Origin of the sequence: Pedobacter sp. SAFR-022, assembly GCF_051965375.1 — a bacterium.
Lineage (GTDB): Bacteria > Bacteroidota > Bacteroidia > Sphingobacteriales > Sphingobacteriaceae > Pedobacter.
In genome coordinates, this window is sequence record NZ_JBQCME010000001.1 from 869,658 (window position 1) to 882,546 (window position 12,889).

A 12,889-nucleotide genomic window follows, 5' to 3' on the forward strand; every position below is an offset into this window, starting at 1 on the left:
TTTTAAACTATGGAGAAGATCATCAACACTGCCCTGCTGGCTTATGGAATGTCTGGAAAGCTGTTTCACGCACCTTTCCTGTCCGTACACCCGGGCTTTAATTTAAGCGCAGTTACCGAACGTAATGAGAAGAAAGCACATAAAGATTACCCGGAAATTAATAGCTACGACAGCATTGATGAACTGCTAAATGATCCTGAAATAGAACTGGTGGTGGTGAATACACCAAACTTCACGCACTACGATTATACCAGACAGGCACTGCTGAAAGGCAAACATGTGCTGGTCGAGAAGCCCTTTGCTGCTACGGTTGAAGAAGCACAAGCTTTATTCGATCTTTCCCGGGAAACCGGCAATCAGGTGTTTGTGTACCAGAACAGGCGCTGGGATAGTGACTACCTTGCGGTAAAGCAGGTTATTGACAGCGGCGTATTGGGTAAAATTGCCGAGGTTCACATCCGCTTTGATCGCTACCGCAATACGATCGGCCCTAAAACCTTTAAAGAAGAGCTGGTACCCGCAACCGGGCTCCAGTATGATCTGGGTGCGCACTTGTTAGATCAGGCGATTAACCTGTTTGGTAAGCCTTTAAGCTTCTACAAGGTCTTGGGTATGAACCGTAAAGACACCAAGGTAGACGATTACTTCCATTTCCATCTGCAATACCCGGATAGCCTGCAAGTATTTGTATGCTCCACAATGCTTGCTCCTGATCCACAGGCAGCGTTTGTAGTACATGCCGAACAGGGCAGCCTAGTGAAGTACCGTGCGGATATTCAGGAGGCGCAACTGCTGAAAGCCATTCGCCCGGGCAGTGAAGGCTATGGCGAGGAGCCAGAGGAGCTTGCGGCGACCTTAACCCGCATGAACCCGGACGGCAGTAAAAAGGAAGAGCGGCTGGTTTCGGAGAAGGGCAGCTACATGCCGCTCTTTGAAGGCGTTTACCAAGCCATCCGGAACAATAAGCCCTACCCGGTAACGGAAGAACAGGTCATCACGCAGCTCCGTATATTAGAAGCGCCGGCAGGGTTCCAGGAGTTTAAATAGTGCATCTTTTCCAGTGTGAGGACATTAGTGGCAGGTTTACCGAAGGCCTAAACCTCTCCTGAAGGGCTTTATCGCTTTTCAAGCGTTAGGCTTGATTAAAGGTTTTCAAGCAGCGTCGCGGCAAAAGCTTTGGGTATTTCGAGGTGTGGTATGTGACCGCAGTTCTCAAACTCGATCAGCTTAGCACCGGGAATCTCGGCAGCAGCCTTTTTACCCAGCACCTTGTATTGTCCATGCTGCGCCTGCTGCTCTGGCGTTAAACTGGCTTTCCCTACAATGGTATTATCTTCCAGGCCGATGAACAACACCGTTGGCACTTTCAGGTTCTTAAACTCGTACACTACGGGCTGCTCAAAGATCATGGTATAGGTCATGGCTGCTACTTTTGCGTACCTAGGAAATTCCTTGCTGTAACTTACGCCTCCCGCAATGCGCACCAGCTCGTCGTACTCAGGCTTCCATTTGGTAAAGTAGGAACCCTGGTAGTACTTGCGTACGCTTTCTGGCGTGGCTTTAAGCTCTGTTTGATACTGCTTTTCCGTGTTGGTGTAGGGGATGAAGGTCCTGTAGTCTTCCAGGCCGATCGGATCTTCCAGCAGCAGCTTTTCTGTACGTTCTGGAAACATCAGCGCGTAGCGCGTGGCCAGCATACCTCCCATCGAATGACCAAGAATCACCGATTTCGAGATGTTTAAACTTTCCAGCAGCGCCTTGCTCCAACTGGCGAGCTGATGAAAGCTGTAGTGAATATAAGCTTTAGATGATTTACCAAAGCCAATCTGATCGGGCACAACTACCCGGTAGCCATTAGTGGTTAATGTCTTAATGACATCCGTCCAGTAGTAGCCAGCAAAGTTCTTTCCATGAAAAAGGACCACAGTTCTGCCGTTGGCATTCTTCGTTGGCTGCACATCCATGTAGGCCATCTTGAGTTGCTGTCCTTCAGTGGAGATCGGGAAGAATTTAACCGGATGAGCATAGTTTACATTTTCCAGTTTTATGGATATAGAATCTTTCTGCGCAAACAATGCCGTGGTGGTAAGAATTAACAGGCTTAGGGTAATCAGCTTTTTAAACATGAGTGGTGCTATCTGAATGAAGTACATATTCTATTACGAAAGTTCAAGTGCAAAATTCATACCTGCATCAAGGCTACACGACAATTGATGATGTACCATTGATGCCCGGCACCTTACCGGCCAGGACTTCCAATCGCAAAGGCTACGGGCAACAAAGCCCCTCTAACTTTAAGCTGAGGGGCTTTCTTGATCCGCTATGTTACTGATCGCAATATGATATGAAGTCTACATCAAATCAGGGGAGTCAATCCATCTGAAAAGTAATTACTTCCCTGTGGTAATGTTCAATGGTAGTCTAAAACCGAAAGTAATGTTTCTTCCAGCGTTGTAAATACCGAAGGTAGGATCTTCTTCACTAAGCCTTCCCGGTTTGAAGCGGCTCAAGTGATCATAGTAGGCTTTATTCAATAGGTTCCTTCCAGCTACGTAGATCGTTAATTCCTGCTTCTTGTTTAGCTTCAACGTGGTACCAACAGCGGCATTCAACAACGTGTATCCAGAGGTGCTGGTTTCAAAAGCATCTACTTTAGACTGCTTGAAGAAGTTATCCAATCCTACGGAAATGTACGAGTGTACTGTACCAGGGATTTTCGGCTCGTAACGGAACTCATTACGTAAGGTCGCTGCAGGAATGAATGGCAGCGACTGCTTAGTGCTACGGTTCGTTGCGCGCGTAAAAGCAAAGGCATTTTCGAAGTGAATGAAGCTTACCGGGTGCAAGGTAAGTGAAGCTTCAATACCTCTTAGCAAAGCGTCGTTCTGCACAAAGTTGAATACCGGGTAATCCGTGCCGTCCACTTCAATGAACTCCCCGTTGGAGTTGTAGTAAATATAGTTGTTGATGGAGTTCAAAAACCCGCCAACACTAGCACTCAGGTACTCATCTGAATATTCAAAAGAAGCATCAAACTGGTTACTCCGCTCCTGCTTTAAGTCCGGATTACCGATTTCGTAACGGAAAGCACCTTCATGTACCCCGTTAGAGGACAATTCCGCAATATTCGGCCCGCGGAAAGCAGTACCTGCATTCGCTTTAAAGCTCAAAGCCTCATTAAACTCGTGGGTATACCCCAGTGCTGCACTCAGGTTGGTGAATTCGTTATTAATGGCCGCAAAAGACACTTCCTCCCCTTCAAAAGCGTAGGAGTTCAACTTGCGGTAATCCACACGTGCACCAATGTTAAACGTATTTTTATCCCAGGTTTTCTTTACAAAGCCGAAGGCTCCGTAAGCCTGACTATCGAAGTCTGGGATCAGTTGTTCTTCAGCACTGGTGTTTAAGCTATGGATAAACTCACCGGAGATACCAAGAACAGATGCCCAGCCATTAATTTCCTTAAAGGTGTATTTGAAGTCGTAGCTGTAAGCGTAGTTGTTCAGGTAAAGTGCGGCGCCCTCGCCTGCACTTTCCAGCTCTCGGCGTTGGTTCTGCTGATAACCGATGGTGGATCTTAAGCTACCATTGTTAAACAGGATGTTACTGTTCAGCGCAAGTTTATAGTGACGCACATCCTGCTTTGGAAAAGCAAGGCTACGATCGTGGTTTTCCGCCTTTGTAGGTACCAGTCCGTCTTCATTGACTAAAAACCCCTCATCATTACGGACAGGTTCATAAAACCCGATGTTATTTCTGAAGCTTGATGCATCCAGATGCGCATAACCCCAGTTTTTGTTCAGGCCAATCTGCCCTTCAAAGCTGGTTTCATTGAATCCGGAGTTCGGTACATATTCTGTAGGAGTTTTATAAGAATAGGCATTGCGGTAAGAGCCGCGGGCACGGTAAACCAGTCCGTTGCTATTACCCTGCAGCATCAGCGATGTTCCGCTTAGGCCATTGTTGGTCGCATAATTACTTAGGAACTCCCCTCTCAGTGTACCATCGGGTGCTGGCAGTGCATCCAGGATATTGATCACCCCACCGAGCGCATCCGAACCGTACATCAAGCTGGCAGGTCCACGCAGGATCTCCACCCGTTCCGCACTGTACTGGTCAATCTCAATACCATGCTCATCACCCCATTGCTGCCCCTGCTGTTTAACCCCGTTGCTCAAGGTAACCACCCGGTTGGCACTTAAACCACGAATCACAGGCTTGGAAATCGCTGGACCTGTAGTGATCTGTGACACCCCAGGTACTTTAGAAAGTGCGTCAATGATGTTGGTGGAAGGATTGTAAAGCAGTTCTTCCTTCGTTACCGTGGCAATAGAAGTACTGTTCTGACGGTTGTCAGAACTGAAGGCCGATCCGGTGATCACGATCTCTTTGCCTTCAATCACACTTTCCTCCATTTCGAAAACCACAGCGGCTGATTTGCTGAAATCAACGCTTTCCGTCAGGGTTTTATAGCCGATGTATCGGATCTGGATCAGGAACCGCCCCCGCGTTGGGGCACTGCTGATGGAGAACTCGCCATTCGCATCTGTGATAACTGATATCCGAAGATCTGGGATGGAAACACTTGCGCCAGGTAAACCGGCTTTCGACCTGGCATCGATGACTTTGCCGCTAAAGGTGATGGTTTCTGCTGCAAACAGGGTAGTCGCGCTCAACGTAAAAAGGAGCACAACCATATAGAAGTATATACGCTTGATCATATTTGTAAAATGGAATTAATGGCCATAATGGCCCTGAAAACTTAACTGGGAGGTGTTAAGCTACAGGCGGACCCCGTAAGGAGGTGCTGATTAATTCCGAGTACAAACCCGCTTCCACAGGCTGATTTTTGATAAACAACCCAGGGCTATCATAGAAGCTGAAGAAGTTATGGGAAATTACATAAGTCTTTTCGAAGTGCGCAGCACAAACCAGACACTGCTCCGCATGGGTGCTAAGGTGTTGCTTATGGCTGCAGATCGTTTCACCCTCGCACTGATACTTAATCTGCTGGTGATGATGGAAAGATGCCCATGGGGTAAGCGCAAGAAAGAACACCCACAGCATAGCTGTAGCCAACATTCTCTCGATATAGCTGCGTTTCTGGTTCACCTGCATGCAAAATTAAACAAAAAGCCTTTTCTAATGATGCGCTAACGTAACAATAACGATGATGGGGCAGGTTTCCCTATAGTAATCAAGATAACGGGTCATTTATTACGCAAGCATGATGATCTACAAGGAATTAAACCGGGTTTTACAAACCAAGATGCCGAAATTTACGTTAATAAAAATAAAATCCTCATGGTTACAGCGGAGCAAATCAGAACGGCTTATATCGACTATGTTCTTACACATGGTGAAAAGCCTAAATCCATATACAGTTTTGTAAAAAGCCTGGACATTCAGGAATCGGAGTTTTACAACCACTATGCCTCCTTTGAGAGCATAGAGAAGAACACCTGGGCAGAGCTGGTCGCAGAAACCATTGATGCCGTGCAGCAGCAGGAAGTCTGGGCGGAATACTCCTCCCGTGACAAAATGCTCTCCTTCTTCTACAGCCTTACCGAACTGCTGAAAAGCCAGCGCAGCTTCATTGTGTACAGCCTGAAACAGAATGGCACCAATCACTACACCCCTGCACCCTTGTCGGCCGCCAGGGAGTTGTTCGAGCAGTTTGCCGAAAACGTACTCGGTGAAGGGCTGGAAAGCGGTGAACTTGCAGAGCGTAAGTTCTTCACTAAACGCTACAAGGATGCGCTTTGGGCACAGTTCGTATTCATAACCAAGTTCTGGATCAATGACGACAGTACTGGCTTTGAAAAAACCGATGAAGCGATTGAGAAAGGTATCAACGTGACGTTCGACCTGTTTCAACGTTCTCCGATCGACAACCTGTTCGAATATGGAAAGTTCCTTTCCCGCAATGGCGCCTTCAAAGAAAAAATGAGATTTTAAAAACCTGATGAGAGAACAAGACAGTATTCCTACTACCAAAACCCAACGTTCTGCTAAATTCGTAAAAACCGGCTTCCAGATTGGTGGTAACTACATCAAACACTATTCTAAAAAGCTTTTCAATCCAGACCTCGACCGGGAACAACTCAACGAGGATAACGCAACGGACATATACAAATCCTTAAGCGAGCTTAAAGGTAGCGCCCTGAAGATCGCACAAATGCTCAGCATGGATAAAAACGTGCTGCCGCGCTCGTATGTAGACAAGTTTACGCAGTCGCAGTACAACGCACCTCCCCTTTCCGGACCGCTGATCGTACGTACTTTCACGAAACAGCTTGGCAAATCCCCAGAGAAGATCTTCGACAAGTTCAACGCCTCCTCTACGCATGCGGCCTCCATCGGGCAAGTGCACGAAGCCATGCTCAATGGAAAGAAGCTGGCCGTGAAGATCCAGTACCCGGGTGTTGCAGACAGCATCTCTTCAGACTTAAAGCTGGTGAAACCTTTTGCGTTCCGCTTGCTGGGCATGAGCGAGAAAGAACTGAACATCTATGTCGCCGAGGTGGAAGAACGACTTTTGGAAGAGACAGACTATGAGCTGGAGGTCCGCAGGTCCATCCAGTTTTCCGAGGCATGTAAAAACCTGAACAACGTCGTGTTCCCAACCTATTACCCAGAGTATTCAGGCAAGCGCATCATCACGATGGACTGGATCAAAGGGAAGCATTTGAAAGAGTTTCTGAAAACGAACCCTTCACAGGAATTAAGAAATAAGATTGGACAGGCCTTATGGGATTTCTACAACTTCCAGCAGCATGAACTACGTGCTGTCCATGCTGATCCCCATCCAGGCAACTTCCTGATCACGGAAGATGAAAAGCTTGGGGTGATAGACTTTGGCTGTATCAAAGAACTGCCAGACGACTTCTATGAGCCCTTCTTTTCACTGGTATCAGCAGGGATCCTTCAGGACAAAGCGAAAACCATAGATGCCTTCCGTAAGCTGGACATGATCTTTAAGACGGATACACCAGCACAGGTGGAGTTCTATTACAAAGCTTACAAGGAGATGATCAGTCTGTTTGCCCGGCCATACCTAGACGAAGTATTCGACTTCAGTAAGCCCGAGTTCTTTGATCAGCTGTATGCCTATGGAGAGAAGATCGCGAAGATGCCGGAGTTTAAACAGCCCCGCGGCGTGAAACACTTCATCTATGTGAACCGCACCAACTTCGGACTGTACACGATACTGCAGGAATTAAAGGCCACTGTGAACACAGGCACTTACAAACCTCATGTAAAATAAAAGGTACAATCGCCACAATTGTACCTTTTATTAAACCTAAAAACTACTAATAAGACGTCTTACAACATAAAAGGTTTCAATTCGCTGTAAAAATAAATTTCAGGTACTTTTTTTGGTGAGTAGATGCCTGAAACCTCTATATATTTGTAAATAAATACTGATTCTGCCTTGAAGAAAAGCGCTACCAACTATAAGAACATTCTAGTTATTGAAGACAATCATGCGATCCTGGATGTGATTACGCTGATTCTGCAAAGTGAGGCATATAAAGTAAGTGGCCTCAGCAAGAGTGCAAACTTTATGGATCATATCGATGAGTTTAATCCAGATCTGCTGATCCTGGATATCATGCTGCCGGATGCTGATGGCCGTGTACTCTTACAGGAACTGCGCTTGAACGAGCGTACCCGCCATATCCCTGTGCTGATGATCTCTGCCAGGTATACCAAGGAAAACCTGCAGAACGTGGAGTTCAAACCAGATGCCTTTGTTGCCAAACCTTTCGACATCGACGATCTGCTCGACCAGATTGAAGGCTTGCTTGCAGGCGAAAAGTATCTGTAAATCCCCTAATAAGCCTCTTAGGCCTTTTTCGATAAGCTCTGCATCAACTGGCTATACAAATCAGAACCGGATTCTTCCCTTGGCTTAAGCTTTTTCACCGTAGCCCGCTTACCTTTTGCTTTCGCTTTAATGATGCGCAACAGCTCCTTGGTATATTCGTCTTTGAAGGCTTCAATGTTAAACGGAGAGGTATACTGCTTTATAAGCGCCAGGCCGACATCCAATTCTTTTTTGTTGATCGTGTCCAGTGAAGGCACGTTGATCTCCTCAGCGGAGCGGATTTCCTCCGCAAAACGAATCTTAGTCACCGTAAGCACATTGTTGAGCGGATGGATCACACAGAGATTTTCGGTATTACGAAGTACAAAACGTGCCACACCAGCCTTGCCCGATTTCTGAAGGGCTTTTAGCAGTAGCGCATAGGCCTTTTTGCCCTGGGTTTCAGGTTCTGCAAAATAAGAAGTTTCATAGTAGATGGGATTGATCTCATCAATGCTGACAAAGTTCTCCAGCTCGATCATTTTAGTCTTCTCGGGACTTGCTTCTTCAAAGTCATGTTTATCCAGGATTACATACTTATCATCCAGCTTATACCCCTTCACGATCTTGTCGAACTCCACCACTTTCTGCGTGTTCTCATTGATCCGTTGGAACTTGATGTGGGAGTGATCTTTGGAGTCAAGCATATCCAGATCAAGGCCGCTGTTCTGCACGGCAGAGTACAGCTTGATCGGTATGTTAACCAATCCAAACCCAATCGAACCTTTCCATATTGATCTCATCGCATCCTGCTTTTAGTAGCATGATAACAACGGGCTAAAGGGAATTGTTTATTTCGACTTAAAGGCCTTTGTCCTGCAGCATATCAATGATGGCATCAATGCCAAGCTTTTCCTGTACACCACTCTTCATATCTTTCAGGGTTAACAGACCACTTTCCATCTCTTCACTACCGATCAGGATCACATATGGGATGTTTTTGTCATCGGCATAAGACATCTGCTTCTTCAGCTTCGCTGATGATGGATATAGCTCTGCAGAGATCTCCGCCTGGCGCAAAGCCTGCAAAAGGGGCAATGCATAAGCCTCAGCTGCAGCATCAAAATTGCTAATCAGCACTTTGGTTCCTGCACTGGCAGATTCTGGGAAAAGGTTCAGTTCCAACAGCACATCATAGATGCGGTCGGCGCCAAAAGAAACCCCAACACCAGTTAAACCTTTGAGGCCAAACATGCCGGTAAGGTCGTCGTAACGGCCACCACCACCAATGCTACCCATAGCCACTTCGTTGGTTTTCACCTCGAAGATACAACCCGTGTAATAGTTTAAGCCTCTGGCAAGGGTTATATCAAGCTCCAGCTTGATCTCCGCACGCAGACCGGCACCTGCCAGTGAAGCCACATAGTTGAATACGGTTTCAATCTCCGCGATGCCTTTCAAACCGGCTTCAGAACCCGAAAGAACAGCTTTCAGCTGGTTGATCTTTTCGTCGTTACTACCTTCCAGTAAGATCACGGGTTTAAGCACATCGATATCTGCTTCCGTAAAGCCTTTTGAAAGCAGTTCTTTAGTTACACCTTCAAAGCCGATCTTGTCCAGCTTATCAATGGCAACCGTCATATCGATGATCAGATCCGGCTTACCGATGATCTCAGCAATGCCAGTCAGGATCTTGCGATTGTTAATTTTGATACTGAAATCCCTTAGCCCCAGGTTGCTCAAAGCTTCCTGATAGATCAGGATGAACTCTGCTTCATTCAGCAGGCTGTCTGATCCTACCACGTCCGCATCACACTGGTAGAACTCACGGTAACGCCCTTTCTGCGGACGGTCCGCACGCCATACCGGCTGCACCTGGAAACGTTTAAAAGGCAGCGTAATCTCATTCTGGTGCATTACCACGTAACGCGCAAAAGGAACCGTAAGGTCATACCTTAACGCTTTTTCGCTGATCGAAGAGATCATCGCATTGGAGTTCTTGCTGCTCAGCAGCTCAGGATCCACCTTTGCCAGGTAGTCACCACTATTCAGGATCTTGAAGATCAGTTTATCGCCTTCATCGCCGTACTTGCCGGTAAGCGTGCTTAGATTCTCCATGGATGGGGTTTGAATCTCCGCATAACCATACTTCCGGAACACCTTTTTAATGGTATCATAGATGTAATTACGCTTAACCATTTCAACAGGTGAGAAGTCGCGGGTACCTTTAGCTAAAGAGGGCTTGATGTTTGACATAGCCGCAAAAGTACAAAAAGTAAAAGGCATAAAAAAAGCTGCCGAAGCAGCTTTTAAGTATTTAGTAGGGTTGTTAAACCAATAATCTAACCGGTTCTTCCAATAAAGCCTTAACAGTTTGAAGGAATGCAGCACCAGTAGCGCCATCTACCACACGGTGGTCACAGCTTAACGTTACTTTCATCACGTTACCTGGAACAACTGCGCCGTTTTTAACAACAGGCACTTGTGAGATACCACCGATGGCAAGGATACAAGCATCAGGCGGGTTGATGATGGCTGTAAATTCATCAATACCAAACATACCTAAGTTAGAGATGGTAAATGTTGAACCTTCCCAATCTGCGGGCTGTAATTTCTTCGCTTTTGCACGTTGTGCGAAATCTTTAACCTCCGCAGAGATGCGTGATAAAGATTTGCCATCTGCAAAACGAACAACTGGTACCAACAGGCCGTCTTCAACAGCTACTGCAACACCGATGTTTACATGCTCATTGTAACGGATCTTGTCACCTAACCATGAAGAGTTAACCGCAGGGTGTTGTTTTAAAGCAACAGCAACCGCTTTTAATACCAGGTCATTGAAAGAAACTTTTGCAGCAGCAAACTCATTGATCTTGGTACGGGCAGCAATTGCGCTGTCCATATCGATAGACATGGTTAAGTAGAAATGCGGTGCAGTGAACAAGCTTTCAGAAAGACGTTTGGCAATAACCTTACGCATCTGTGTAACTGGTTTTTCCGTGAACTTCTCTTCACCAACATATTGAGGAAGTGGAGCCGCAGCTTTTTCGCTTTCTTTAGCCGGAGCCGATGCAGATGCCGAAGCAGCAGCAGCAGCTGGTTTAAAGTTCTCGATATCTTTTTTAATGATCCTTCCACCGTCAGCAGAACCTGCAACCTGTGAAAGATCAATTCCTTTTTCTTTTGCAATGCGTTTAGCAAGTGGAGATGCTTTAACACGGCCGCCTTCAGTTGAAGCCGCTTCAGTGCTTGCAGCAGGTGCAGCCCCTTCAGCTTTGTTCTCTGCAGGTGCTGCAGATTCCTGAGCTGCAGCTGCAGGTGCATCACCCTGGTTCAGGATGCCACTGATGTCGGTGCCTTCCGGACCAACGATAGCAATAATGCCATTTACTTTAGCAGCCTGGCCTTTTTCAACGCCAATATGTAGTAAAGTTCCAGAGGCATAACCCATAACTTCCATTGTTGCCTTATCGGTTTCAACGTCGGCAAGGATATCATCATCTTTAACTTTATCACCAACTTTTTTATGCCATTCCGCAATAACACCTTCGGTCATGGTATCGCTCAACAATGGCATTCTTACCACGGTTACGCCCATTTTCTCCAGGTCAGCATCGGTAACGGCAGGTGCAGATGCAGCAGCAGGTGCCGCAGGGGCAGCCTCTTCTGACTTACTTTCCGCAGCCGGAGCAGCAGGTGCAGCTTCATTATCCAGTAAAGCTTTGTAGTCTTCACCTTCTTTTCCTACTACTGCGATTACCGCATCAATAGGAACTGCTGCGCCTTCTTCAACACCAATATATAAAACAGTTCCATCCCAATATGATTCAAGATCCATGGTCGCCTTATCGGTTTCCACTTCGGCCATAACATCGCCGCTTTTAATTTTATCGCCAACTTTTACATGCCACTTCGCCATCACCCCTTCGGTCATGGTGTCGCTCATTTTGGGCATTCTAACTACTTCAGCCATTCTATATTATAAAATTGAAAACTGTTTAAATTAATCTGTTACGTAAGGATAGTCCGACTGAACATAAACGTCAGTGTATAGTTCAGAAGCTTCTGGCCATGGAGACTCTTCAGCAAATTTCACCGAATCATCAACAATCTCTTTCACTTTCTCTTCTATACTTTCGATCCAGGCCTGATCAGCATACTTCTCTTTAAGAATAACTTCACGTACCAGTTCAATTGGATCTTTAGTTTTATAATCTTCTAATTCTTCTTTTGTACGGTATTTAGCCGGGTCAGACATGGAGTGACCGCGGTAACGGTATGTACGCATTTCCAAGAAAGTTGGACCTTCACCGTTACGGGCACGTTGAGCAGCTTCGTCCATTGCATTGTGTACTGCAACTGGATCCATACCATCAACTGGTGCGCATGGCATGTCAAAACCTAAACCGATTTTATAGATATCAGTCATGTTTGTGGTACGTTGTACGGAAGTACCCATAGCATAACCGTTGTTTTCGCAAACAAAGATCACTGGTAATTTCCATAACATCGCCATGTTGAACGCCTCATTCAAAGCACCCTGACGAACAGCGCCGTCACCCATGTAGCAAACATTAACATTTTTTGTTCCTTTATATTTCTCTGCAAATGCAATACCGGCACCTAATGGAATTTGACCACCAACGATACCATGGCCACCATAGAAGTTATGTTCTTTGCTGAACATGTGCATGGAACCACCTTTTCCTTTAGAGCAACCAGTAGCTTTACCATACATTTCGGCCATGATACTTCTTGCACTTACACCTTTAGCCAACGCATGTGCGTGGTCACGGTAAGCAGTAATCATAGAATCTTCAGGTGTTAAGGCAGAAATAGCACCCGCAACTACGGCTTCCTGTCCAATATATAGGTGGCAGAATCCACGGATCTTTTGTTGTCCGTAAAGTTGCCCTGTTTTTTCTTCGAATTTGCGCATCAGCAACATCGACTCAAACCACTTCAGATAGGTATCTTTATTAATTTCTACTGCACTCATTTTTGGGGTCTTGATTGTTTTTTACGAGAGCAAATCTACTTTTTTATTATAATATATCGAAAGAAATGCTGTAAATTACA

11 protein-coding genes are annotated in these 12,889 nt (G+C 46.0%); 5 read left to right on the plus strand and 6 right to left on the minus strand.

Annotation, left to right across the window (positions count from 1 at the left end; genetic code table 11):
- Nucleotides 1-9 precede the first annotated feature (9 nt).
- Nucleotides 10-1,047 carry a Gfo/Idh/MocA family oxidoreductase gene (locus ACTHQF_RS03745; protein ID WP_440428513.1) on the plus strand — a complete coding sequence of 346 codons (1,038 nt, stop codon included), beginning with the start codon at nucleotides 10-12 and terminating at the stop codon, nucleotides 1,045-1,047.
- Nucleotides 1,048-1,142: 95 nt separating this feature from the next.
- Here the strand turns inward: ACTHQF_RS03745 and ACTHQF_RS03750 are convergent, their stop codons facing one another.
- Together ACTHQF_RS03750 and ACTHQF_RS03755 are read right to left on the minus strand one after the other, a co-directional pair.
- Nucleotides 1,143-2,153, minus strand: coding sequence for an alpha/beta fold hydrolase (locus ACTHQF_RS03750; RefSeq protein WP_440428514.1), 1,011 nt, complete (start codon nucleotides 2,151-2,153; stop codon nucleotides 1,143-1,145).
- 237 nt (nucleotides 2,154-2,390) lie between these two features.
- Entirely contained in the window at nucleotides 2,391-4,721 is a 2,331-nt protein-coding gene (locus ACTHQF_RS03755) for a TonB-dependent receptor (protein WP_440428515.1), read from the minus strand.
- Nucleotides 4,722-4,890: 169 nt separating this feature from the next.
- Between ACTHQF_RS03755 and ACTHQF_RS03760 the strand changes: the two genes are divergently transcribed.
- The 4 genes from ACTHQF_RS03760 (at nucleotide 4,891) to ACTHQF_RS03775 (ending at nucleotide 7,831) form a co-directional block, all read left to right on the plus strand.
- A complete protein-coding gene (locus ACTHQF_RS03760; protein ID WP_440428516.1) occupies nucleotides 4,891-5,157 on the plus strand; it encodes a hypothetical protein in 267 nt (88 codons plus the stop codon).
- Nucleotides 5,158-5,304: 147 nt separating this feature from the next.
- The gene (locus tag ACTHQF_RS03765; protein WP_440428517.1) at nucleotides 5,305-5,958 is read left to right on the plus strand and encodes a TetR family transcriptional regulator C-terminal domain-containing protein; all 654 of its coding nucleotides are present in this window, start codon (nucleotides 5,305-5,307) and stop codon (nucleotides 5,956-5,958) included.
- Between the two features lie 7 nt (nucleotides 5,959-5,965).
- Entirely contained in the window at nucleotides 5,966-7,267 is a 1,302-nt protein-coding gene (locus ACTHQF_RS03770) for an ABC1 kinase family protein (protein WP_440428518.1), read from the plus strand.
- A 168-nt stretch (nucleotides 7,268-7,435) separates the two neighbouring features.
- The gene (locus ACTHQF_RS03775; protein WP_440428519.1) at nucleotides 7,436-7,831 is read left to right on the plus strand and encodes a response regulator transcription factor; all 396 of its coding nucleotides are present in this window, start codon (nucleotides 7,436-7,438) and stop codon (nucleotides 7,829-7,831) included.
- 17 nt (nucleotides 7,832-7,848) lie between these two features.
- Here the strand turns inward: ACTHQF_RS03775 and ku are convergent, their stop codons facing one another.
- From ku to pdhA, 4 genes are all read right to left on the minus strand, one after another.
- The gene (gene ku / locus ACTHQF_RS03780; RefSeq protein ID WP_440428520.1) at nucleotides 7,849-8,613 is read right to left on the minus strand and encodes a non-homologous end joining protein Ku; all 765 of its coding nucleotides are present in this window, start codon (nucleotides 8,611-8,613) and stop codon (nucleotides 7,849-7,851) included.
- Between the two features lie 58 nt (nucleotides 8,614-8,671).
- A complete protein-coding gene (gene hisS / locus ACTHQF_RS03785; protein ID WP_440428521.1) occupies nucleotides 8,672-10,066 on the minus strand; it encodes a histidine--tRNA ligase in 1,395 nt (464 codons plus the stop codon).
- A 73-nt stretch (nucleotides 10,067-10,139) separates the two neighbouring features.
- The gene (locus ACTHQF_RS03790; RefSeq protein WP_440428522.1) at nucleotides 10,140-11,783 is read right to left on the minus strand and encodes a pyruvate dehydrogenase complex dihydrolipoamide acetyltransferase; all 1,644 of its coding nucleotides are present in this window, start codon (nucleotides 11,781-11,783) and stop codon (nucleotides 10,140-10,142) included.
- Nucleotides 11,784-11,813: 30 nt separating this feature from the next.
- On the minus strand, nucleotides 11,814-12,809 hold the full coding sequence (gene pdhA, locus ACTHQF_RS03795; protein WP_440428523.1) for a pyruvate dehydrogenase (acetyl-transferring) E1 component subunit alpha: 996 nt from the start codon (nucleotides 12,807-12,809) through the stop codon (nucleotides 11,814-11,816).
- Nucleotides 12,810-12,889 lie beyond the last annotated feature (80 nt).